This is a genomic window from Sphingopyxis macrogoltabida (assembly GCF_001314325.1).
Lineage (GTDB): Bacteria > Pseudomonadota > Alphaproteobacteria > Sphingomonadales > Sphingomonadaceae > Sphingopyxis > Sphingopyxis macrogoltabida.
This window is the reverse complement of sequence record NZ_CP009429.1, coordinates 1438170-1458919: the sequence shown is the minus strand read 5'-3', so window position 1 is coordinate 1458919 and position 20750 is coordinate 1438170. Positions and strand designations below refer to the sequence as shown.

Sequence of the window (20750 nt, the reverse complement as noted above, 5' to 3'; positions counted from 1 at the left end):
GGGTCAGTCCATATGCTTGAGGCCGACGCGCAGATAGTCCCAGCCGGTGATCAGCGTCAGCACCGCGGCGCCCCACAGCGAGGCGAGCCCGACCAGCTTGATCCACGCCATCGCGGGCAAGGCGCCTGCGAGGATCAGCGCGCCGAAAGCAATGAGCTGGAAGGTCGTCTTCCATTTCGCAAGCTGGGTCACCGGCATCGAGACCTGCAGCGTCGCGAGAAACTCGCGCAGCCCCGACACGATGATCTCGCGCAGCAGGATCATCAGTGCGGCGATGACATGATAGCCCGCAATGTCGCGCGTGAAGACGAGGAGCAGGATGACCGCCGCGATCATGATCTTGTCGGCGATCGGATCGAGGAAAGCCCCCAGCCGCGATACGATGCCACGCGAGCGTGCAACATAGCCGTCAAAATAATCGGTCACGCCCATCAGGCAGTAGAGGCCGAAAGCGAAGGCATAGTCGATCGGCTTCGGCTGGTGCGATCCTTCGATCACGCCCGGCCACAGCAGGAAGAGCAGGATGGGAACCGCCAGGATCCGCGACAGGGTCAGAAGATTGGGAAGGCTGAGCATGATCCCCGCTGGCGTGTCTGTTCCAAAATGGGCTTTGACCCCGACTGCCCTACCCGATAAGCCCCCGGGGTCACAACCGCTTTGCCTGATGGGCGAAATGGTATCGGATAGTTGGTTTACAAGATTGGGTTTTCAATGACCGGTTCCTTCGCGCTGATGAAGCAACGCCGGTTCCTGCCCCTCTTTGCCACCCAATTCCTCAACGCCTTCAACGACAATTTCTACAAGATGGCGATGGTGATCCTCGTCACCTTCACCATCTACAAGGACCCGGAGACCGAGGCCTGGTTCAACGCGCTGGCGGGCGGGCTGTTCATCCTGCCCTTCTTCCTCTTTTCGGCGCTCGCGGGCCAGCTTGCCGACAGCACCGACAAGACGAAGATGATCCGCCTGATCAAAACGGCCGAAATCTTCATCATGATCGTCGGCGGCATCGGCATCTGGTTCCATATCGTGCCCGTCATGCTGCTCGCGCTCTTCGCAATGGGGATGCACTCGACCTTCTTCGGCCCGATCAAATATGCGATCCTGCCGCAGCATCTGCACGAGGATGAAGTGCTCGCGGGCACCGGCTGGGTCGAGGCGGGAACCTATATCGCGATCCTCGGCGGCAGCATCGTCGGCGGGCTGACGCCGCCGCATTTCGCCATTCCCGGCATCATCATCGTCGCCATCGTCGGCCGCCTGACCGCCAGCTACGTCCCCGCCGCCCCGCCCGAAAAGGAAGCCGAGGGGCTGGTCATTGACCATAATGTCTTTCGTTCGTCATGGCAGATCGTCAATTCGACGATGCACATTCCGCGGCTGTTCCTCGCCATCGTGTCGATCAGCTTCTTCTGGGCGATCGGCGCCATCCTCGCCGCGCAATTCCCGCCGCTGGTCAAGAATGCGCTCGGCGGCGACAACACCGCCGCGACGCTGTTCACCGCGATCTTCTCGGTCGGAGTCGCGATCGGGTCGATCATCGTCAACCGGCTGCTCAAGGGGCATGTCTCGGCGCGCTATTCGCCCGGCTCGGTGATCGTCATGGCGCTGTTCGTGCTCGACCTCTGGTGGTCGGTTACCCATTGGGTCCACGCCGACGGCACGCTGATGAACTGGCGCGAGTTCCTGTCACTGACTGCGGGCGACCGCATCATCCTCGACCTGCTCGGTATCGCGATCGCCGGCGGGATGTTCGTCGTACCGCTCTACGCCTTTCTTACCACCACGGTGTCGAAATCGCAGACAGCCCGCACCGTCGCCGCAAACAACATCGTCAATTCGGGCTTCATGGTCGCGGCGACGTTGCTGCTCAGCGTCCTGATCGGCGCGGGGCTGACGATCGGCGATACGTTGTTGATGGTCGCGGCGATGTGCCTCGTCTCGGCGTGGCTGGCGTGGAAGCTCCACAAGGCCTGCGACTGAGCGCCTGCGTCAGAGCAGGAAGATCATCGTCGCGGTAAAGAAGATCGCGAAACTTTCGACGAACAGGCGCAGGTCGCTGCGCGTCCAGATCGCTTGCGGCGCACGCTGGACCGCCAGGGTCCGGTGCAGTTCGCCCTTCCAGTCATCGGGCGCACCCAAGCGGGCGATGGCGAGCTGCCGCGCGCCGTGCGCACGAACGAGACCCCGAATATCGATGCGATCGTCGCTGTCCATGCCGGCACGCTAGGACAGCGTTAACGATTGGGTAAGGTTAAAAAAGGGTTAACGCGCGCGGCGTTCCATCGCGGGACAGGATTTCAGCGCGGCAGTGGCCGCACCCGCACCGCGCGCTGGTCGCGGGCGCCGGTCTGGGAGCCTTTGCACCGCTGCGGCCGCATCCGCGGGCCGAGGCACAGCCGCACTTCCTTGAGCCAGCCCTTTTCGTCGACCGCCACCGCGATCATCGATTCGGAAACCCCCTTGTTGGCCGCCGCAAAGGCACGGCGGATGGTCCCCGCGGTCTGCGGTTTCGCCGCGAGTGCCGCCATGTCGGGAAAGCGCACCGCGCCGAACAATATTTCGGCCGAGCGGAAATAGGCGGCAGGATGCGGGCTCATGCAGGTACCGTGCTTGGCCCATTCATGCTGGAGCAGCTGCGCCGACGGCGTCATGCACAGGTGGCGGCGCAGCACCGGCTGTGGCACGATCTTCGCCGGGCGGCACCATTGGGGATAGCCCGGATTCGCCGCCTCGGGCCACAGGCCGTGAAGCACCCAGCCGAAACGGCCGTTCTCGCCTGCGCACTGGAACCGGTCGCGCGCATCCTTCGGGTTACGAACGGTCGCGCAATGCTGCGGCGACCAGCTCATACTCAGCAGATATCCGGCGACCGGCGGCTTGCGCACCGGCTCGCCGCGCTTGGGCTGTTCCAGCCTCGGAACCGGGATGCGATCGGGAATCCGGCACGCCAATGCCTGCGCGTTGGCGGCGGTGGGCGCGAGAAGCAGCGCTAGTGCAGCGACCTCAGGCCAGCGCAAAATCGAGCCCGATGTCGGCCGCAGGCGCTGATTGGGTCAGGCGGCCGACCGAGACATAGGTAACGCCCGTCTCGGCGATCGCGCGGATCGTGTCGAGCCGCACCCCGCCCGACGCCTCGGTCGGCACCCGGTCAGCGACAAGCGCCACCGATTCGCGAAGCGCGGCAAGGTCCATATTATCGAGCAGCAGGTGCGTCGCACCCGCACCAAGCGCCGGTTCCACCTGATCGACCCGGTCGACCTCGACGATGATGCTGCCGATCCCGGCCGCAACCGCGCGGCGTACTGCCTCCTCGACCGATCCCGCGACCGCGACATGATTATCCTTGATCATCGCGGCGTCCCACAGACCCATGCGATGGTTGGTCGCCCCGCCCATGCGCGTCGCATATTTTTCGAGGATACGCAGCCCGGGAATCGTCTTGCGTGTGTCGAGCAGGGTCGCCCCGGTGCCGGCGATCGCGTCGACATATTCGCGCGTCATCGTCGCGATACCCGACAGATGCTGCACTGTATTGAGCGCCGACCGCTCCGCGGTCAGCATCGCCCGCGCGTTGCCCGACAGGCGGATAAGGTCGGTGCACGATTGGACCTCTGCCCCTTCTTCGACAAGGATCCGGATATCCATGTCGGGCGAAAGCGCGCGAAAGAAGCGCTCGGCGATCGGCAGTCCGGCGACGGTGATCGCATCGCGGCTGTCCATCACGCCGTCGAAACGGGCATCGGAAGGGATCGTCGCCATCGAGGTGATGTCGCCCCCCGCTCCCAGATCTTCGGCAAGAGTCGCGCGGACGAAAGCATCGAGGTCGAAGTCGGGGAGCGTGAAATCGGTCATGGGCCCCGCGTTAAACGCTGGCTCGCGCAAATCAACTTGACGTTTACGTCAACTGGCGCTGACATGGGTGCAAATAGAGAGATATGGAGAGGTCCCTATGCAATCCCCCATCTGCACGATGCTCGATATCGAGTTTCCGCTGCTCGCCTTCTCGCACTGCCGCGACGTCGTCGTCGCGGTGTCGAAGGCCGGCGGCATGGGCGTCTTCGGCGCCGCCGCGCTGCCGCCCGAACGGCTCGAGGAAGAACTGGCGTGGATCGACGACCATATCGGCGGGCGTCCCTATGGCGTCGACCTGATCGTTCCGAACAGCTTCGCCGGAAAGGGCGAGGAAAAAGACGCCCTGCCGCCGATTCCCGACGCGCATAAGGCCTTCGTCGCCGATCTCCTCGAAAAGCACGGTGTCGAGGGCGACAGCCTCGGCGGCGTCAGCTCCAGCCTCGGCGACAATATGAGCGACGCCGGGGCCGCGGCATTGCTCGAAGTCGCGTTCCGCCATCCGATCAAGCTGATCGCCAACGCGCTCGGCGTACCGCCGCCGCTGATGCTCGAACTGGGTAAACGGCACAATGTCCCGGTCGCGGCGCTCGTCGGCACACGCGATCATGCGCTGACGCAGGTGCGCGCCGGCGTCGATATCCTCGTCGTCGCGGGCGGTGAGGCCGGCGGCCATTGCGGCGAGGTCGCGACGATGGTGCTGGTGCCCGAGGTGGCGGCCGCCGTCGCAGCGGTCGGCGCCGACACGCCGATTCTCGCCGCCGGCGGCATCGTCACCGGGCGCCAGATGGCGGCGGCGATGGCGATGGGCGCGCACGGCGCCTGGACCGGATCGGTGTGGCTGACCACCGCCGAGGCGGAAACCAATCCGGTGGTGAAGGACAAGATGCTCGCCGCCTCGTCGCGCGACACGGTGCGCTCGAAGAGCCGCACCGGCAAACCCTCGCGCCAGCTTCGGTCGCCGTGGACCGACGCTTGGGAGGCAGAGGACGCGCCCAAACCGCTCCCGATGCCGCTCCAGTCGCTGGTCAGCGAGCCGGCGCTGCGCAAGGTCGATAAATTGTCCGAGGGCGGCCATGAAGGCGCCAAGGCACTCGCCACCTATTGGGTCGGTCAGGGCGTGGGCCTGATGAACGAGGCGATGGGCGCCGGGCAGGTCGTACAGGAGTTCAAGCAGGACTGGATCGCCGCCTGCGAGCGGCTCAACGGCTTCATCGGCGACTAGCCAAAAAAAATCCCCGCCGAAGCGGGGATTTCCATTCAGCCAACCGTCGCCTTGACGATCTTGCCGGGCTCGCGCGGCGGTTCCCCCTTGGGCAGCGCGTCGACATTTTCCATGCCTTCGGTCACTTCGCCCCAGACGGTGTACTGGTTGTCGAGGAAGCGCGCGTCCTCGAAGCAGATGAAGAACTGGCTGTTCGCGCTGTTCGGGTTCTGCGCTCGCGCCATCGAGCAGACGCCGCGGACATGCGGTTCGCTGCTGAATTCCTGCGGCAGGTCGGGAAGCTTGCTGCCGCCCATGCCGGTGCCCGTCGGATCGCCGCCCTGCGCCATGAAGCCGGGGATCACGCGGTGAAAGACGACATCGTCGTAAAAGCCTTCGCTGGCGAGCTGGGTGATGCGCTCGACATGCTTGGGCGCCAAGTCGGGGCGCAGGCGGATGACGACATCGCCGGTCGACAGCGACAGGGTGAGGGTCTGATCGGACATGAAATGCTCCTGTGGAAGGGGGAGTTGACGTTGGCCGTGCCATAGCGGGCGATAGCGGCAATGCCACGCATTAATTGCCGGGTCCGCCGCGCTCGACATTGCGTTATCGAGGCGGCGAGCCTAGGGGAAGGCACGGCCCGCCGGGCGCTTTGCCGGCACAAGACAGGGAGGACCGCGCGATGGACAAACGCGAAGATTCCCTGCCCCCCGATGACACACTGGTTACCGATGATCGCGAACTCGACCGCGATTCCGCGGCGCGGGAACCCGAAACCGAACTCGACGAGGACGACCGGCTGAAGCCCGAATTCGTCCGCGACGTCATCGAGCTTGCGGAAGCGGGCGAAGGCGAAGCGGCGCGCGAGCGTATCGGCCGCCTGCATCCCGCCGACATCGCCGACCTGTTCGAACTCGCGCGCGCCGACGAGCGCCCGATGCTCGCCGCGGTGCTCGGCGACATGCTGTCCGCCGACGTGCTGGCGGAAATGAACGATTATGTGCGCGAAGAGCTGATCGATCTTCTCGCGCCGGAGCAAGTGGCCGAACTGGCGTCCGAACTCGATACCGACGACGCGGTCGCGATCATCGAGGATATGGAGGCCGACGAGCAGCAGGCGGTGCTCGAGGCGATGGAGCCCGAGGATCGCGCCGCGATCGAGGACGCCCTCTCCTTCCCCGAGGAATCGGCCGGCCGCCTGATGCAGCGCGACCTCGTCGCGGTGCCCGAACATGTCACCGTCGGCGACGTCATCGACCGGCTGCGCGAAGACACCGACCTGACGAGCGATTTCTGGGAAATCTTCGTCGTCGACCCGATGCACAAGCCGGTCGGCACCTGCCAGCTCAGCTGGATCCTGCGCACCCCACGCGACATCGCGATCAGCGACGTGATGAAGCGCGAACAGACGCTGATCCCGATCGACATGGATCAGGAAGAGGTAGCGCTGCGCTTCCAGAAATATGCGCTGATCTCGGCGGCAGTCGTCGACCGGGCGGGCCGTCTCGTCGGCATGATCACCGTCGACGACATCGTCCACATCATCCAGGAAGAGGCCGGCGAGGATATCCTGCGCCTGTCGGGCGCCGGCGACGGCGACATCAACGAGCCGATCCGCGAAACCTACAGCGCGCGCGTGCGCTGGCTGGTCGCCAATCTCGGCACCGCGCTCGTCGCCTCGACGATCGTCGGGCTGTTCGGCGGCGCGATCGAACATATGGTCGCGCTCGCGGCGCTGATGCCGATCGTCGCGGGCGTCGGCGGCAATGCCGGCACCCAGACGCTCGCGGTGACCGTGCGCGCGCTGGCGATGAACCAGCTCACCGATTCGAACAGCTGGCGCGCGGTGTTCCGCGAGATGAAGATCGCGCTGCTCAACGGCGGCACGATCGCGCTGATCGCGGGCACCGCGACCGGGCTGTGGTTCGGCAATCCGATGCTCGGCGGGGTGATCGCGGCGGCGATGATCGTGAACATCTTCGTCGCCGGGGTCGCGGGCGTCGCCATCCCGCTGCTCCTCGACCGGCTCGATCAGGATCCCGCCGTCGCGAGTTCGATCTTCGTCACCATGACCACCGATTCGATGGGCTTTCTGGCCTTCCTCGGCCTTGCCGTGCTCAGCGGGCTCACCACTCTCTGATATCCAAGCCTTTGGAATCCAAGCGATTCAAAAGATTCACGAAAAAAAGTGCATCGGCCGTATTTTTTTCGGGAACTTATTCGCCGATTTGCTCGTTTCCCATTCGAGCAGCGATCATCGCCCCCCCGCAGCGCTGCTCAGCAACATTGGCCCGGCTCGCATTCCCTCCCCCCCCTCGAAGCGCGCCGGGCCATTTTGCACTCTGGAACAAAAATAAGGTGAGGAACGATGACGAGTTTTCGCGCAATCATCCTGGCATTGATGGCAAGCTTTCTGGTCGCTGGCTGCAATACCGTTAAGGGAGCTGGCCGCGACATCGAGTCGGTCGGTCAGGCCGGCAGCGATGCCATCCATTGACCGGGTTCTAACCCGCTTACCCTAAACCTCTTCGAGAGGTTCGACAGGCGCCGCTTCGGCGCCTGTTTTGCGTCGACGCTGGGTGAACCAGATCGCGAACAGCGACAGTTCGTAAAGGAACACCAGCGGCACCGCGAGCAGAAGCTGGCTCAGAATATCGGGCGGCGTGAACACCGCGGCGATCGCGAAGGCCGCAACGATCATATAGCGCCGCGCCGAAACGAGCTGCTCACGCGTCACCAGCCCCGACCGCTCGATCAGCATCAGCAGGATCGGCAGCAGGAAGGCGATGCCGAACGCCATGATGAACTGCATGATGAAGCTCAGATAATTGCCGACCGACGGCAGCGCTTCCTGCGTGATCCCGCCGACATTGCCCTGATAGCCGAGCAGGAATTTGAGCGCGATCGGGACGGTGATGAAATAGGCGAAGCTCGCGCCGATCGCGAACAGCACCGGCGTCGCCAGGATGAACGGGAGCAACGCCTTTTTTTCCTGGCGGTAAAGCCCCGGCGCGATGAATTTCCAGAGCTGGTTCGCGATCACCGGAAAGGCGATCATCATCGCCGCGAACAGCGCCACCTTGATCTCGACGAAAAAGGCCTCGAACAACTGGGTATAGATGAGCTTGCCCTGCCCGGCGCGGACGAGCGGCTGGACGAGAATGCCAAAGATCGGCTTGGCGAAATAAAGGCAGACGCCGAACGCGACGCCGATCGCCAGCAGCGACTTCAGCAGACGCGAGCGCAGTTCGATCAGATGGTCGAGCAGCGGCATCTTGCCGCCGGCGCCATCCTCATCGCTGGCCGTCACGGGAGCCTCGACGGTCACGGGAGCGGCCCGTCCTTAGGCGGAACCGCGTGCGTTTCCGCGGGTTCGGCGCTTTCCGGCTTCTTCGCCGCAGCTGTCTGATCGGCGTCGCCCGCGGCTTCATCCGCAGGTGCCGGCTTCGTCGTCGCGGTTGTCGGCTCGGGAGTATTGACGTCGATGCGCGGAAACTCGCGCATGATCGCCTCATTCTGCTCGCGCCACTGTTTTTCGAGTTCTTCGAGTTCGGCTTCGCGCATCATCGTGTCGAGCCCGGACCGGAAATGGCGCGCCATGCCGCGCGCCTTGCCCATCCATTTGCCGACAAAGCGCATCGCCTTGGGCAAGTCCTTGGGACCGATGACGACCAAGGCCACCACCACGACGAGCAGCAACTCGGTGGGCGCAACATCGAACATCGTCTAAAATACCCCCGGCGCGCGAACGGCGATCAGAGCTTGTCGTGCTCGTTGGTCGGCGTCGACATCGGGGTCGTATCGGGCGCACGCTGGCCCTCGATATGCTTCGGCGGCACCGGCGCGTCGTCGTCGGCCATGCCCTTCTTGAAGCTTTTGATGCCCTTGGCGACATCGCCCATCATGTCCGAAAAACGGCCCTTGCCGAACAGCAGCAGGACGAGAATCCCGACCACCAGCCAGTGCCAGATGCTGAAGCTACCCATCTCAAATTCTCCTTGAGCGGCCCATCTAGGCCTCTTCGCCGTCTTTTACTAGGTCCAGCTCTCCTATCGCTTCCTCGAAAGCGAGGTCGACCGGGTCGAGCAGGCCCGCCGCACGCAAATCCTCGATTCCCGGCAGGTCCTTGCGGCTGGTGAGGCCGAAATGTTGCAGGAAAGCGTCGGTCGTCTTGTAGATCAGCGGCCGCCCCGGCACCTCGCGCCGTCCCGCGGGCGCGATCCATTCGGCCTCCATCAGCACGTCGAGGGTGCCTTTCGAGGTCTGGACTCCGCGGATCGCCTCGATCTCCGCGCGACTCACGGGTTCGTGATAGGCGACGATCGCCAGCACTTCGGACGCAGCGCGCGACAGCTTGCGAGGGTCGTCGCGCTCGCGGCGGAGCAGATGGGCGAGATCGGCAGGGGTCTGGAAATGCCAGTGCCCGCCGCGCTCGACCAGTTCGATGCCGCTGCCGGCATGGCGCGCGGCGATGGTCTGGATGATCGCCCGAATCTCGCCCGGCGTCTTTTCGTCGCCGAGCCGCCCCACGACCTGCCGCGCGTCGAGCGGTTCGTCGCTGGCGAACAGCATCGCCTCTATCGCGCGTTCGAGATCGTCGATCGGAGTCATGCGGATGCGGCCTTCAGATAAAGCGGCTCGAAAGCGCCGTCCTGTTTCAGTTCGACGCGGCCCTGCCGCGCCAGTTCGAGCGCCGCAACGAAACTCGACGCAATCGCCGAACGGCGCAACGGCCCCTGATAGTCGGGCGGCAGGAAATCGGAAAGCTCGGCCCAGTCGAGCTTCACCCCGATCAACCGCTGGAGATGGTGGAGCGCGGCGTCGAGCGTGACCACGGGCCGCCGCGCGACCATATGAACGACGGGTTCGGTGCGCAGCTTGACCTGGCCATAGGCGGACAGGAGATCATAGAGGCTGGCATCCCAACGGCGGAGCTTCACATCGTGGAGCCCCTCGGGCTTCGGACGCAGGAAAACATCGCGGCCGACCCGGTCGCGCGCCAGCAACCGCGCCGCCGCCTCCCGCATCGCGGCCAGCCGCTGGAGCCGAAGCTGCAACCGCAGCGCCAGTTCGTCAGGCGACGGATCCTCGGTCGGGTCCTTGGGCAGCAGCAGGGCGGATTTCAGATAGGCGAGCCATGCCGCCATCACCAGATAATCGGCGGCAACCTCCAGCTTCGCGCGCATTTCGGCGATGAAGGCCAGATATTGCTCGACCAGCGCGAGGATCGAAATCTGCCGGAGGTCGACCTTTTGGCTGCGCGCCAGCGTCAGCAGCAGGTCGAGCGGACCTTCCCAACTGTCGAGACTGAGCTGCAGCGCATCGTCGCGCTCCGCCGTCGGTGCCACTTCGAAGTCGAGCGGCAGTTCTTCCATCAGGCAACGGCCAGCAAGGCGTCGCGCTGATCGACCAGCGTCGCGAACTGTCGCGGATCATGCGCTCCGGCAATGCGGTCCATCGCGCCTTCGAGGCGCGCGAGCGATATCATGCTGATCGGGTCGAGCGCCTTGGCGATACCGATCATATCGTCCATCTTGCCCCAGCAATTGAGCGCGATGTCGCATCCCGCCGCAATCGCGTCGGCAGCGCGCGACGGCACGTCGCCCGACAGCGCCTTCATGTCGAGATCGTCGGTCATCAGCAGGCCATGGAATCCGATGCGCTGGCGGATCACGCTGTCGATGACCGTCGGCGACAATGTCGCGGGGCGATCCGGATCCCACGCTTCGAACACGACATGGCAGGTCATCGCCATCGCCGCATCGCGCAGCGCCGCAAAGGGCGCGAGGTCGGTCTGCAGGTCGCGGTCGAGCGCCGAAACGACGGGCAGTGCCTCGTGCGAATCGGCCATCGCGCGGCCATGCCCCGGAATATGCTTGACGATCCCGACCACGCCGCCGGCCTGCAGGCCGCTGAGGATCGCGCGGCCGAGCGCCGCGACGCGCATCGGTTCGCTGCCGAGCGCGCGGTCGCCGATGACATCGCTCGCGCCCGGCTGGCGGACATCGAGGAGCGGCAGGCAATCGACGGTGATCCCGACCTCGGCAAGCATCACTGCAAGGGCCATGGCATTGAGCCGCGCTGCCTCGATCGCGCTCGCGGGCGCGCGCTCATAAAGCGCGTCGAACGCGGCGCCGCTCGGGAAATCGGGCCATTCGGGCGATTTCATCCGCGCGACGCGCCCGCCTTCCTGGTCGATCAGGATCGGCAGGTTGCTGCGCCCGTCGAGCGACCGAAGATCGTCGGTCAACCGCCGCAATTGTTCGCGATTTTCGATATTGCGCCCGAACAGGATGTAGCCTGCGGGGTCGCTGTCGCGGAAAAAAGCGCGTTCGTTATCGGTCAGGGTCAGGCCCGACAGGCCAAAGATCGCCGGTATCATCGTGCGTCAACCTCCATCGGCTGGCACCCCCTCGTGCGCCATCCAATGCGCGCATGATGGCACGGCCCGGTTACCGAACCAATGAGTGCTGCGGCCAAGCGGGCCGAATCAGCGGACGATGACGCAATTTTCGCCGGCAACACGCAATTTCCCGCACAGATTCGCGGCGTTGGCGGCCGAACCTGCCGAAACGCGCAAGCGATAGACCTTGTTGTCGCCCACTGTCGCCGGCGACACCGACTTGCCGAGGTCGGCCAGATAGGCGAACCGCTTCGACAGGTTGGTCCACGCCTTGGCGGCGGCCGCCTCGCTGCTGAACGCGCCGAGCTGGATCATCGCGCCGCCCGAAGCGGCGGGCGCATCCTTCGCGGCCGCATCGGCGGTCTTGACCGACGTCGCGGCCGGCTTGCCCTTGTCCGTCGATGCCGCCTTCGCGGCTTCGGCCTTGGCCGCCTTGTCGGCCGCTGCCTTCTTCGCCGCTTTTGCCGCGGCCTCGCGCTCTTCGGGGGTTACCGCGGGCTCTTCGGGCATGCGGCTCGGATCGACCTTACCACCGGGCAAGACGCCCTCGCTGGCGGCAAAGCTCGCATCGCCTTCGCCCTCGAAGGTCTTGGCGGCGTCATTCTTGGGCACAACCTTATAGTCGCCCTGCTGCGCCGCGATCAGTTCGCCCTGCCCGCGCGCGCCGCCGTTCTGGACCCACCAGAGGCCGCCGAGCACTGCCCCGATCAACAGCAACCCGCCGAGCACCATGACCAGCAGGCGTACCGGCGATACCTCGCCATCCTCGTCATATTCGTCGGCGGCTTCGAGCCAAGGCAGCCGGTCCTCGTCTTCCAGACCCAGTCCGGCGTCCCCCTGCCCCTTGCTGTCGTCTGCCATCAAACCATCTCCTCGAGCGCCTCGACCCCCATCAGGTGCAGCCCGTTCCGGATGACTTGCCCGATTCCATCGGCCAAATAAAGCCGCGTCGCAGTCAATTCGGGATCGTCGGCGATGATCACCCGCGCCTCGGGCTTGTCATTGCCCATATTCCACCACGCGTGGAAGGCCGCGGCGACCTCGCCCAGATAAAAGGCGATGCGGTGCGGTTCGCGCGCCGAGGCGGCCGATTCGACGATTCGCGGGAATTGCGCGAGCAGTTTGACGAGGCCGAGTTCATACTCGTCGAGCCGCGCCGGGTTCGGCGCCGCAGCGGCGATGCCGGCATCGGCGAGCTTGCGCTTCAGCGACGCGATCCGCGCATGCGCGTACTGGACATAGAAGACCGGATTGTCGCGCGATGCCTCGACCACCTTGGCGAAGTCGAAATCCATCTGCGCATCGGCCTTGCGCGTCAGCATCGTGAAACGCACCGCATCCTTGCCGACCTCGTCGACGATATCGGCGAGGGTGACGAAATTGCCGGCGCGCTTCGACATCTTGAACGGCTCGCCATTCTTGAGCAGCCGGACCATCTGGACCAGCTTGACGTCGAACTTCTTCTCGCCGCCGGTCAGCGCCGCGACCGCCGCCTTGATCCGCTTCACCGTCCCGGCATGGTCGGCGCCCCAGATGTCGATCAGCTCGTCGGCATCCTGACTCTTCTGGAAATGATAGGCGAGGTCGGCGCCGAAATAGGTCCAGCTACCGTCCGATTTCTTGATCGGCCGGTCCTGATCGTCGCCGAATTTGGTCGATCGGAACAGCGGCAGTTCGACCGGCTCCCAATCCTCGGGCGTTTCGCCCTTCGGCGCCTCGAGCACGCCCTCGTAGACGAGGTCATGCGCGCGCAGCCATGCCTCGGCGTCAGCGGGCTTGCCCGCTGCCTGCAGCTCGGCTTCCGACGAAAACAGGTCGTGATGGATGCCCAGCTTCGCGAGGTCGGCGCGGATCATGTCCATCATCGCGCTCACCGCCTCGGCGCGGAACAGGCCGAGCCACGCGCTTTCCGGCGCGCCGACGAAGCGGTCGCCATATTCGGCCGCCAGCCGGCCGGCGACGGGAACCAGATAGTCGCCGGGGTAGAGCCCCTCGGGGATCGCGCCGATATCCTCGCCGAGCGCCTCGCGGTAGCGCATATGCACCGACCGTGCGAGCACATCGACCTGCGCGCCCGCGTCGTTGACATAATATTCGCGAACGACGTCATGCCCGGCATATTCGAGCAGCGCGGCGAGCGCGTCGCCGACGACCGCGCCGCGGCAATGGCCGACGTGCATCGGCCCCGTCGGGTTCGCGGAGACATATTCGACATTGACGCGCCGCCCCCGCCCCGTCGTCGAGCGCCCGTAATCATTGCCTTCGCTGAAGATCAGCGCCAGTTCGTTCCGCCAGCTGTCGTCAGCAAGGCGGAGGTTGATGAAGCCCGGGCCCGCGACGCTCGCCTCGGTCACTTCATCGAGCGCGCCGAGTTCGGCGACGAGCAACTCAGCAAGCGCGCGCGGGTTCATTCCCGCCGGCTTCGCGAGCACCATCGCGGCGTTGGTCGCGACATCGCCATGCGCGGGATCGCGCGGTGGCTCGACGCTGACCGCGCTGCGGTCGAGCCCGGCAGGCACGGCATTTTTCGCGGCAAGCGCATCGAGCGCGGCGCCGATATGGTCGGAAAAACGGCTGAACAGGGTCACGGCGGATCCTAATCTTCAAATGGAGTGAAGCATTGCGTGCGCCCTAGGGGCCGTACGCCATTACAGCGCCGTCGAGGCGCCCAAATGGCGAACAACTCGGGCCGAAAGACGCGCCGGGAAGGCAGGTGGCCTTTCCAAGCGGCTTTCGGGCCGAGATGGAAGCCATTTGGACGTCCCGAAGGGATTTGATCAAAATGGCCCATTGCTTCGTCGAGAAGTCTTGAAATATCGACATATTACTGCGCCTTCTCTCCTCGCACTGGGCCATTTTGCCTCAAACCTCGACGGCGCTGTAATGGCGTACGGCCCCTAGCGCAGCTTGCGCAACGCGAAAAGCCCTGCGCCGCCGGAAAAGCGTCGCAGGGAGCATCGGCGAACGGCGCAGGAAAAGCGCCGCCGCGCGCCTTATCGTCGGACGTTATATTCGAGCTGTTCCTGTGTCAGCTGGAAGCCGACGAGCAGTTCGAAGCTGGCGCGCTGGACCGCCGCGCGCACTTCGGGGACGCTGAGCGGGTCGATCGCGGCGTCCTGATCGCCCGCCTTACGCTTGCGCGTGATGCGTTCCATGATGTCGGCGGGCAGCGTCGCGGCAGCGCGGTCGACATAGGCCGACGCCTGGCCGCGCCCGGTACCGCGCGTCTGCCCGTCGGCAAAGGTGACCGCGACATTGCCGAGCCGCTTGGCGACGACGACGGTCCCGCCCTGCACGACGGTCGCGAAATAAGGCAGGGTGACGGTCCGCGCGGGGCCGGCATCGCGGCGCGTCGCGACGACGTCGAAATTCGCGAGCTGATAGACCTTCTCGCCCTCGTCGTTGCACTGCGGCGTCACATTGGTGATCATCGCGACGACATCGATCGCGCTCGCGTCGCGGCTCGTCGCGGGATCGAACAGGGTGATGTCGCCCGTCTGCAGCGGCACCGCCACCGACGGGCAGGCGCTGCGCGTCGAGGTAATGCCGACGCCGCCCGAGACGTCGATCTCGTTGTCCTTCGCACAGCCCGCCACCGTCGCCATGGCTGCCGTTCCGCACAGCAGGGCCAGGAATTTGCGGGACGGAGACGAAATGGACATCATGATGAACGGGCTTTCCAAACTGGCGCTGATGCGTCGGAACGAATGTCCCGAGCGTCATGCGCGCCGCTTCTTATCGGCGCGATGAACGCGGCGCAACGGTGCGAAGCTCCTTTACCCCATATGCGATGCTGCGCTAGAGCGCGCGCATAATGAACGCTCCGCATAACTTTGCACCGCCAAAAGGCAGCGAAACGGCAGAACTCAAGGTTTTGATCGCCGCGCCGCGCGGTTTCTGCGCCGGTGTCGACCGCGCGATCCGCATCGTCGAACTGGCGATCGAGCGCTTCGGCGCGCCGGTTTATGTCCGGCACGAGATTGTCCACAATCGTTATGTCGTTGAAACGCTGAAGGCCAAAGGCGCGGTTTTCGTCGAATCGCTCGACCAGGTTCCCGACGATGTTCCGGTCGTCTTCAGCGCCCACGGCGTTCCCAAGGCGGTTCCGGCCAAGGCGGAAATGCGCGGGCTCGACTATATCGACGCGACCTGTCCGTTGGTATCGAAGGTCCACCGGCAGGCCGAACGCGCGAACGAGGCCGGGCGCCACATCATCTTTATCGGCCACGCCGGCCACCCCGAGGTCATCGGGACGCTCGGCCAGCTTCCCGAAGGTGCGATGACATTGGTCGAATCGGTCGACGACGTCACCGCCCTCACTCCCGCCGATCCGGAAAAACTGTCCTTCCTCACCCAGACGACGCTGTCGGTCGACGACACGCGCGATATCGTTGCCGCGTTGCAGCACCGTTTCCCTGAAATCTCCGGCCCGCGCGGCGAGGACATCTGCTACGCGACGTCGAACCGCCAGCAGGCGGTGAAGGCCATCGCCGGTCAGTGCGACCGGGTAATCGTCATCGGGGCGCCGAACAGTTCGAACAGCGTCCGGCTCGTCGAGGTCGCCGAGCGGATGGGCACCCCCGCGCATCTCGTCCAGCGCGGGGAAGACATCGACCCGGCATGGCTGCACAGGATCGGCACGCTGGGGGTCACCGCCGGAGCAAGCGCCCCCGAAGAGCTGGTCCGCGAAGTGATCGACGCCATCGCGGCGCACCGGACGATCGTCGAGGACGTCGTCGTCACCGCCGAGGAAAACATGATCTTCAAGCTGCCCCGCGGGCTCGAACCGGCACCGAACTAATGGCCGTCTATACCGAGGTCGATCCCGACGATCTGGCCGCTCTCGTCGCCCGCTACGACATCGGCACCGTCCTGTCGTGCAAGGGCATTGCCGAAGGCGTCGAGAACAGCAATTTCCTGCTCGAAACGACCGGCGGACGCTTCATCCTGACGCTTTACGAAAAGCGGGTGCAGGCGAGCGACCTGCCCTTCTTCGTCGACCTGCTCGGTCACCTTGCCGATCAGGGCTGCCCCGTCCCAGCGATGATCCGCGACCGGAACGGTGAAGCGATCCAGCAGATTTCGGGCCGTGCCGCATGCATCATCCAGTTCCTGTCGGGCATATCGCTGACCCATCCGACGCCCGCCCAGTGCGAAGCGGCGGGTGCGGCGCTCGGCGCCATGCACCGCGCGGTCGCCAGCTTTCCCGGCGCACGCGAAAACAGCATGGGACATCTTCACTGGCGCGGCGTCGCCGAGGCCACCGGCGATCTCGATGCTGTCATCCCGGGCTTGCAGGCCGTCGTCGATACCGAGTTTTCCTGGCTCGACGCGCATTGGCCGGCCGATCTTCCCGCGCATGTCATTCATGCCGATCTGTTTCCCGACAATGTGCTGATGCTCGGCAACCGGGTAACCGGCCTGATCGACTTCTATTTCGCCGCGACCGACTATCGCGCCTACGACGTCGCGGTCACTCACGCATCATGGACCTTTTCGGGCGACGGGGCCGAATGCGACCGGCAACTCGCACGGGCGCTGATGCAGGGATATGCCCGTGAAATCACGCTGACCGACGCGGAAATTGCCGCCCTGCCGCTGCTCGCGCGCGGCGCGTCGCTCCGCTTCCTGCTGACCCGCGCGCACGACTGGGTCCATACCCCGGCCGACGCGCTCGTCACGCGCAAGGACCCGGCCCCTTTCCTCAACCGCTTGCGCCGCTATCAGGCGGCCGACGCCGCCAGCCTGTTCGCCGCATGAGCGACGCGCCGGCAAAGACGGTGATCGTCGCGACCGACGGCGCGTGCAAGGGCAATCCCGGCCCGGGCGGCTGGGGCGCCGTGCTGCGCTGGGGCGATGTCGTCAAGAAGCTGTCGGGCGGCGAACCCGATACGACGAACAACCGCATGGAATTGATGGCGGCGATCGAAGCGCTGGCGGCACTCAAGCGCCGCTGCCGCGTCGAGCTGTCGACCGACAGCGTCTATGTCCGCGACGGCATCACCAAATGGGTGTTCGGCTGGCAGAAGAACGGCTGGAAGACCGCCGCGAAGAAACCCGTTGCCAACGCCGACCTTTGGCAACGGCTGATCGCCGAGGCGAAACGGCACGATATCGAATGGCTGTGGGTCAAGGGCCACGCCGGTCACGGCGACAACGAACTGGCCGACCAGCTTGCCAGCGATGCCGCGCTGGAGGTGGCGCGGGCGCGCTGAACGCCCGCGCAAAACGTTCAGCTTTCGTCGCGAACGACGGCGCCGGGGCCGTTTTTCAGGATCGATTCGATCGCATTTTTCGCCGAGGCCTTGCTCGAATAGCCTTCGGTCCAGAAGATCGGTTCGCTGTTATATTTGAAATAGGCGACGAACTCGCCGGCCTTGTTCTTCTTGATCTCGAAATAGTGGGCCATGGAACCTCCGCTGCGGGAGTCGCTCGAATAGCGACCATGGCCGAGCTTAGCTCGCCGGAACGCGTGCGCAAGCGGTCACCCGAAACGCGTCGGCGCAAAGGGAACAGGATCGACCGCACCGATCGCGCCCCCGGGGGCGGGCGCACCCAGTTGAGCGGCGAGCAGCGCTGAAATGGCGGGCGCCGTCTGGATGCCGACGCCGCCCTGCCCTGCGCACCAGATGAAGCCCGGTTCACCTACGTCGGCGCCGAAAACCGGCATGCGGTCGGGCGCGAAACTGCGCAGCCCGGCCCATTTGCGTTCGACCGCAGCGACCGGCCAGTCGACCACCGACTGCAACCGGTCGATCGCAAGCGCGACGTCGAGCTCATCGGGTACCGCGTCACAAGCCGCCATCGGCGTTTCGTCGTGCGGGCTCAGCCACACCCGGCCTTCGCTCTCGCCCTTGAAATAGAAATCGCCGCCGACATGGACGACGAGCGGCAGGTCCGCGGGTACCGCCACGCCGAGGCGCACCTGCAGGACCGTACGGCGAAGCGGCTGGATCCCGATCGGTGCGACACCGCAAAGCGCCGCAACCTCGTCGGCCCATGCTCCCGCCGCATTGACGATCGCTGCGGCCGCGATCGTCCCCGTCGCCGTGCGAACCTCCCAGCCGGCGCCGGTACGCCGCGCCGACCGAAGCGGCGCGCGCGTCGCGAGCGAGGCCCCCGCCCGCTTCGCCGCGCGCAAATAGGCGGCGTGCAGCGCGCCGACATCGATATCGCGGCATGCGGGTTCATATGCGCCTTCGGTCCACGCGGGCCGAAGGCCGGGTATCTTCGCTGCAACGCCGGCACCCGTGAACCGGGTCACATCGACGCCCTGCCCCGAAAATTCGGCGACGAAGGCATCCACTGCCGCCACTTCGTCCTGACGCCCAAGGGTCAATGCGGTACGTGGCAACAGGAAACCGCGATCCGAAAATGCCGCCGGCGGATTGTCGAGCAGCGCAAAGGACGCCGCCGACAGCGGCTGCACCCCCGCCCCGCCATAGCTTTCATGCCAGAATGCCGCCGACCGGCCGGTCGCGTGGCGGCCGGGCATATCCTCCGCCTCGATCATCGTTACGCGGCGATACGGCGCAAGCGCCGCGGCGAGGCTGGCGCCGGCGATTCCGGCGCCGACGATCAAGACATCGGTGGACGAAGGCGCGGCGGCGGTCATGGCCGCCCGCATATCGGCTGGTCCGCGGAATGCAAGCCGCGCGGGCCCGTCGGCATGGTTACTCTTTGGTAAGCCATGGTTGCTAGAGGAAATGCATGGAAAACGGCTCGCTCGCTCTCGCCCTGATGGCCTTGCTGGCCGTGTTGATGATTGCCGCCGCGATCAGCGATCTTCGCTCGCGGACGATCTCCAACGGCCTCAACGCGGCGATGGCGCTGCTCGCCATTCCATTCTGGATCGCGATCGGCCTGCCGGTCTGGCCCGATGTGCCGATCCAGTTCGGTGCCGCCTTTGCCGTGTTCCTGGCCTTCGTCGGCCTGTTCGCGATTGGCGCGATGGGCGGCGGCGACGTCAAGATGATCGGTGCCGTGATGCTTTGGGTGCCCCTGCCCCTGTTTATGCCGACGTTGACCGTCATGGCGATCGGGGGCGGCATCCTGTCGGCCGTCATGCTCGTGCAAATGAAATTGCGTCCGTCGGAAGGCCCGGTCGAGGTGCCTTACGGGGTCGCGATCGCGGCCGCAGGGCTTTGGGTGCTTCACCAACAATATCTTAACCAGTTTCAGTCTATCGGTTCGACCTGAGGGTAAGCACCGCCGCGTCCGGTGGGTGTTAGGAGGCGAAAAATCGTCATGGATACGCGAAAGATAATGCTGATCGTCGGCGCGCTGGTCATTGCGATCGGTGCGGCGTTCGGGGTCAACCTGATGATGCGGGGATCATCGACACCGGAGGCTCGCGCCGCCGCTGCACCGGAAATCAACGGACCGATGATCCTCGTCGCAACGCGGCAGCTTCCGGTGGGGACGATCGTCGGCCCCGACAGCTTCCGCTTCCAGCCGTGGCCGAAGGAACTGGTCGAGAAGGCCTATTTCCTGAAGGACAAGACCGACGTGAACACGCTGGTCGGTACGGTGGTCCGCTATCCCATCACTGCCGGCCAGCCGGTCACGCAGGGCGCGCTCGTCCAGCCCGACGACCGCGGCTTCCTTGCTGCGGCGCTTGGCCCGGGCATGCGCGCGGTCACCGTCAAGGTGTCGCAGGAACAGGGCGTCGCCGGTTTCGTCTTTCCGGGTGACCGGGTCGACGTGGTCCTCGCCCAGGAAATCGAGGTCAAGGAGGGCAGCTCCTATCCCGACGACCAACTGTTCACCGCCGAGACGATCGTTCGCAACGTTCGCGTCCTCGCCACCGACCAGCGCTACAACGCCGAGGACGAGACCGGCAAGACCCCGGTCAACACCTTTGGCTCGGTAACGCTCGAGGCCACGCCGGAGATCGCCGAAAAGATCGCCGTGGCGCAGAATATGGGCAAATTGTCGCTCGCGCTGCGCCCGCTCGCCGAAAGTGCGGGCGACCTCGACGCCGCGATTGCATCGGGTGAAGTCAACGTCCCGGCGAAGGGCGGCACCGCCGCGGAAAAGAAGATGCTGGCCGAAGCGGCTGCCCGCCCTACCTCGGGTCGTGGCTCGGCGACGACCGGCGGTGACGTTTCGCGCTTCTGGGTTCCTGTCAGCGGCCGCGTCCAGGCACCGCCGCGCCAGCAGCAGCAGTCATATGGCGGCGGCATGCCGTCGGCAACGGGATTTGCCGCACCGGCGGCGCCCCGCGGCCCTGTCGTCCGCGTGACCCGCGGCGGCCAGGTCACCGAAGTTCCGGTGGGGGGTAAGTAA

Annotated in this window: 25 protein-coding genes; 9 read left to right on the top strand and 16 right to left on the bottom strand. The window is 65.3% G+C overall.

All coding sequences use genetic code 11. The features are described from left to right. Nucleotides 1-3: 3 nt before the first annotated feature. Nucleotides 4-576, bottom strand: coding sequence for a CDP-diacylglycerol--glycerol-3-phosphate 3-phosphatidyltransferase (gene pgsA / locus LH19_RS07330; protein WP_054587565.1), 573 nt, complete (start codon nucleotides 574-576; stop codon nucleotides 4-6). A 135-nt stretch (nucleotides 577-711) separates the two neighbouring features. Here pgsA and LH19_RS07325 point away from each other — a divergent pair, with 135 nt between their 5' ends. Next, on the top strand, nucleotides 712-1983 hold the full coding sequence (locus tag LH19_RS07325) for an MFS transporter (RefSeq protein WP_054726497.1): 1272 nt from the start codon (nucleotides 712-714) through the stop codon (nucleotides 1981-1983). A gap of 9 nt (nucleotides 1984-1992) precedes the next feature. On the opposite strand, the gene LH19_RS07320 is transcribed toward LH19_RS07325, so the two are convergent. From LH19_RS07320 to nadC, 3 genes are all read right to left on the bottom strand, one after another. Further along, complete coding sequence (locus LH19_RS07320) at nucleotides 1993-2217, bottom strand: hypothetical protein (protein WP_054726494.1); 225 nt, start codon at nucleotides 2215-2217, stop codon at nucleotides 1993-1995. A gap of 83 nt (nucleotides 2218-2300) precedes the next feature. Further along, nucleotides 2301-3020: a ribonuclease T2 family protein gene (locus LH19_RS07315; RefSeq protein ID WP_054726490.1), complete on the bottom strand. Its 720-nt coding sequence runs from the start codon at nucleotides 3018-3020 to the stop codon at nucleotides 2301-2303. Further along, entirely contained in the window at nucleotides 3007-3855 is an 849-nt protein-coding gene (nadC, locus tag LH19_RS07310; RefSeq protein ID WP_054726487.1) for a carboxylating nicotinate-nucleotide diphosphorylase, read from the bottom strand. Before nadC ends, LH19_RS07315 begins: the two co-directional genes overlap by 14 nt. Nucleotides 3856-3952: 97 nt before the next feature. On the opposite strand from nadC, the gene LH19_RS07305 reads away from it, so the two are divergent. Beyond that, a complete protein-coding gene (locus LH19_RS07305; protein WP_054726484.1) occupies nucleotides 3953-5077 on the top strand; it encodes an NAD(P)H-dependent flavin oxidoreductase in 1125 nt (374 codons plus the stop codon). Between the two features lie 35 nt (nucleotides 5078-5112). On the opposite strand, the gene LH19_RS07300 is transcribed toward LH19_RS07305, so the two are convergent. Beyond that, entirely contained in the window at nucleotides 5113-5562 is a 450-nt protein-coding gene (locus tag LH19_RS07300) for a peptidylprolyl isomerase (protein ID WP_054587559.1), read from the bottom strand. Nucleotides 5563-5741: 179 nt separating this feature from the next. Here LH19_RS07300 and mgtE point away from each other — a divergent pair, with 179 nt between their 5' ends. Beyond that, the gene (gene mgtE / locus LH19_RS07295) at nucleotides 5742-7199 is read left to right on the top strand and encodes a magnesium transporter (RefSeq protein ID WP_082395490.1); all 1458 of its coding nucleotides are present in this window, start codon (nucleotides 5742-5744) and stop codon (nucleotides 7197-7199) included. Between the two features lie 261 nt (nucleotides 7200-7460). After that, the gene (locus LH19_RS07290) at nucleotides 7461-7556 is read left to right on the top strand and encodes an entericidin A/B family lipoprotein (RefSeq protein WP_407696738.1); all 96 of its coding nucleotides are present in this window, start codon (nucleotides 7461-7463) and stop codon (nucleotides 7554-7556) included. 21 nt (nucleotides 7557-7577) lie between these two features. On the opposite strand, the gene tatC is transcribed toward LH19_RS07290, so the two are convergent. From tatC to LH19_RS07245, 9 genes are all read right to left on the bottom strand, one after another. Further along, nucleotides 7578-8333 (bottom strand): twin-arginine translocase subunit TatC, encoded by a 756-nt coding sequence (gene tatC / locus LH19_RS07285; RefSeq protein WP_054733151.1) that lies wholly within the window; start codon nucleotides 8331-8333, stop codon nucleotides 7578-7580. A gap of 50 nt (nucleotides 8334-8383) precedes the next feature. Further along, nucleotides 8384-8782 (bottom strand): Sec-independent protein translocase protein TatB, encoded by a 399-nt coding sequence (gene tatB, locus LH19_RS07280; RefSeq protein ID WP_054726477.1) that lies wholly within the window; start codon nucleotides 8780-8782, stop codon nucleotides 8384-8386. 32 nt (nucleotides 8783-8814) lie between these two features. Next, on the bottom strand, nucleotides 8815-9045 hold the full coding sequence (locus LH19_RS07275; protein ID WP_054587556.1) for a twin-arginine translocase TatA/TatE family subunit: 231 nt from the start codon (nucleotides 9043-9045) through the stop codon (nucleotides 8815-8817). A 25-nt stretch (nucleotides 9046-9070) separates the two neighbouring features. Beyond that, complete coding sequence (gene scpB / locus LH19_RS07270) at nucleotides 9071-9670, bottom strand: SMC-Scp complex subunit ScpB (protein ID WP_054726474.1); 600 nt, start codon at nucleotides 9668-9670, stop codon at nucleotides 9071-9073. After that, entirely contained in the window at nucleotides 9667-10434 is a 768-nt protein-coding gene (locus tag LH19_RS07265) for a segregation and condensation protein A (protein ID WP_054726471.1), read from the bottom strand. Before LH19_RS07265 ends, scpB begins: the two co-directional genes overlap by 4 nt. Continuing rightward, nucleotides 10434-11441: a beta-N-acetylhexosaminidase gene (nagZ, locus tag LH19_RS07260; RefSeq protein WP_054726468.1), complete on the bottom strand. Its 1008-nt coding sequence runs from the start codon at nucleotides 11439-11441 to the stop codon at nucleotides 10434-10436. Before nagZ ends, LH19_RS07265 begins: the two co-directional genes overlap by 1 nt. Nucleotides 11442-11549: 108 nt before the next feature. Beyond that, nucleotides 11550-12323 (bottom strand): SPOR domain-containing protein, encoded by a 774-nt coding sequence (locus tag LH19_RS07255; protein WP_054726465.1) that lies wholly within the window; start codon nucleotides 12321-12323, stop codon nucleotides 11550-11552. Next, nucleotides 12323-14050, bottom strand: coding sequence for an arginine--tRNA ligase (argS, locus tag LH19_RS07250; RefSeq protein ID WP_054726462.1), 1728 nt, complete (start codon nucleotides 14048-14050; stop codon nucleotides 12323-12325). Before argS ends, LH19_RS07255 begins: the two co-directional genes overlap by 1 nt. Nucleotides 14051-14455: 405 nt before the next feature. After that, nucleotides 14456-15067 carry a hypothetical protein gene (locus LH19_RS07245; RefSeq protein WP_234716105.1) on the bottom strand — a complete coding sequence of 204 codons (612 nt, stop codon included), beginning with the start codon at nucleotides 15065-15067 and terminating at the stop codon, nucleotides 14456-14458. Nucleotides 15068-15276: 209 nt separating this feature from the next. Here LH19_RS07245 and ispH point away from each other — a divergent pair, with 209 nt between their 5' ends. The 3 genes from ispH to rnhA are packed head-to-tail and all read left to right on the top strand — an operon-like array spanning nucleotide 15277 to nucleotide 17677. Further along, complete coding sequence (gene ispH, locus LH19_RS07240) at nucleotides 15277-16263, top strand: 4-hydroxy-3-methylbut-2-enyl diphosphate reductase (RefSeq protein WP_054726459.1); 987 nt, start codon at nucleotides 15277-15279, stop codon at nucleotides 16261-16263. Then, complete coding sequence (gene thrB / locus LH19_RS07235) at nucleotides 16263-17222, top strand: homoserine kinase (protein WP_054726457.1); 960 nt, start codon at nucleotides 16263-16265, stop codon at nucleotides 17220-17222. The genes ispH and thrB overlap by 1 nt, the downstream gene beginning before the upstream one ends. Further along, the gene (rnhA, locus tag LH19_RS07230) at nucleotides 17219-17677 is read left to right on the top strand and encodes a ribonuclease HI (protein WP_054587547.1); all 459 of its coding nucleotides are present in this window, start codon (nucleotides 17219-17221) and stop codon (nucleotides 17675-17677) included. The genes thrB and rnhA overlap by 4 nt, the downstream gene beginning before the upstream one ends. A gap of 17 nt (nucleotides 17678-17694) precedes the next feature. Here the strand turns inward: rnhA and LH19_RS27875 are convergent, their stop codons facing one another. Both LH19_RS27875 and LH19_RS07225 read right to left on the bottom strand, forming a co-directional pair. Continuing rightward, on the bottom strand, nucleotides 17695-17871 hold the full coding sequence (locus LH19_RS27875) for a YegP family protein (protein ID WP_082395489.1): 177 nt from the start codon (nucleotides 17869-17871) through the stop codon (nucleotides 17695-17697). A gap of 75 nt (nucleotides 17872-17946) precedes the next feature. Further along, nucleotides 17947-19077 carry an NAD(P)/FAD-dependent oxidoreductase gene (locus LH19_RS07225; protein ID WP_054733146.1) on the bottom strand — a complete coding sequence of 377 codons (1131 nt, stop codon included), beginning with the start codon at nucleotides 19075-19077 and terminating at the stop codon, nucleotides 17947-17949. Between the two features lie 95 nt (nucleotides 19078-19172). On the opposite strand from LH19_RS07225, the gene LH19_RS07220 reads away from it, so the two are divergent. Together LH19_RS07220 and cpaB are read left to right on the top strand one after the other, a co-directional pair. Further along, nucleotides 19173-19661 (top strand): A24 family peptidase, encoded by a 489-nt coding sequence (locus LH19_RS07220; protein ID WP_054726455.1) that lies wholly within the window; start codon nucleotides 19173-19175, stop codon nucleotides 19659-19661. 48 nt (nucleotides 19662-19709) lie between these two features. Then, entirely contained in the window at nucleotides 19710-20750 is a 1041-nt protein-coding gene (gene cpaB, locus LH19_RS07215; protein WP_054726452.1) for a Flp pilus assembly protein CpaB, read from the top strand.

What these genes read in the sequence shown, in the direction of transcription:
- LH19_RS07225 (WP_054733146.1), bottom strand. Translation starts at nt 19,077, where the DNA reads ATGACCGCCGCCGCGCCTTCGTCCACCGATGTCTTGATCGTCGGCGCC.
- LH19_RS07265 (WP_054726471.1), bottom strand. Translation starts at nt 10,434, where the DNA reads ATGGAAGAACTGCCGCTCGACTTCGAAGTGGCACCGACGGCGGAGCGC.
- LH19_RS07320 (WP_054726494.1), bottom strand. Translation starts at nt 2,217, where the DNA reads ATGGACAGCGACGATCGCATCGATATTCGGGGTCTCGTTCGTGCGCAC.
- thrB (WP_054726457.1), top strand. Translation starts at nt 16,263, where the DNA reads ATGGCCGTCTATACCGAGGTCGATCCCGACGATCTGGCCGCTCTCGTC.
- rnhA (WP_054587547.1), top strand. Translation starts at nt 17,219, where the DNA reads ATGAGCGACGCGCCGGCAAAGACGGTGATCGTCGCGACCGACGGCGCG.
- pgsA (WP_054587565.1), bottom strand. Translation starts at nt 576, where the DNA reads ATGCTCAGCCTTCCCAATCTTCTGACCCTGTCGCGGATCCTGGCGGTT.
- LH19_RS07305 (WP_054726484.1), top strand. Translation starts at nt 3,953, where the DNA reads ATGCAATCCCCCATCTGCACGATGCTCGATATCGAGTTTCCGCTGCTC.
- scpB (WP_054726474.1), bottom strand. Translation starts at nt 9,670, where the DNA reads ATGACTCCGATCGACGATCTCGAACGCGCGATAGAGGCGATGCTGTTC.
- LH19_RS07220 (WP_054726455.1), top strand. Translation starts at nt 19,173, where the DNA reads ATGGAAAACGGCTCGCTCGCTCTCGCCCTGATGGCCTTGCTGGCCGTG.
- nadC (WP_054726487.1), bottom strand. Translation starts at nt 3,855, where the DNA reads ATGACCGATTTCACGCTCCCCGACTTCGACCTCGATGCTTTCGTCCGC.
- LH19_RS07275 (WP_054587556.1), bottom strand. Translation starts at nt 9,045, where the DNA reads ATGGGTAGCTTCAGCATCTGGCACTGGCTGGTGGTCGGGATTCTCGTC.
- tatC (WP_054733151.1), bottom strand. Translation starts at nt 8,333, where the DNA reads ATGCCGCTGCTCGACCATCTGATCGAACTGCGCTCGCGTCTGCTGAAG.
- mgtE (WP_082395490.1), top strand. Translation starts at nt 5,742, where the DNA reads ATGGACAAACGCGAAGATTCCCTGCCCCCCGATGACACACTGGTTACC.
- nagZ (WP_054726468.1), bottom strand. Translation starts at nt 11,441, where the DNA reads ATGATACCGGCGATCTTTGGCCTGTCGGGCCTGACCCTGACCGATAAC.
- ispH (WP_054726459.1), top strand. Translation starts at nt 15,277, where the DNA reads ATGAACGCTCCGCATAACTTTGCACCGCCAAAAGGCAGCGAAACGGCA.
- tatB (WP_054726477.1), bottom strand. Translation starts at nt 8,782, where the DNA reads ATGTTCGATGTTGCGCCCACCGAGTTGCTGCTCGTCGTGGTGGTGGCC.
- LH19_RS07245 (WP_234716105.1), bottom strand. Translation starts at nt 15,067, where the DNA reads ATGGCGACGGTGGCGGGCTGTGCGAAGGACAACGAGATCGACGTCTCG.
- LH19_RS07255 (WP_054726465.1), bottom strand. Translation starts at nt 12,323, where the DNA reads ATGGCAGACGACAGCAAGGGGCAGGGGGACGCCGGACTGGGTCTGGAA.
- LH19_RS27875 (WP_082395489.1), bottom strand. Translation starts at nt 17,871, where the DNA reads ATGGCCCACTATTTCGAGATCAAGAAGAACAAGGCCGGCGAGTTCGTC.
- LH19_RS07290 (WP_407696738.1), top strand. Translation starts at nt 7,461, where the DNA reads ATGGCAAGCTTTCTGGTCGCTGGCTGCAATACCGTTAAGGGAGCTGGC.
- LH19_RS07300 (WP_054587559.1), bottom strand. Translation starts at nt 5,562, where the DNA reads ATGTCCGATCAGACCCTCACCCTGTCGCTGTCGACCGGCGATGTCGTC.
- LH19_RS07325 (WP_054726497.1), top strand. Translation starts at nt 712, where the DNA reads ATGACCGGTTCCTTCGCGCTGATGAAGCAACGCCGGTTCCTGCCCCTC.
- cpaB (WP_054726452.1), top strand. Translation starts at nt 19,710, where the DNA reads ATGGATACGCGAAAGATAATGCTGATCGTCGGCGCGCTGGTCATTGCG.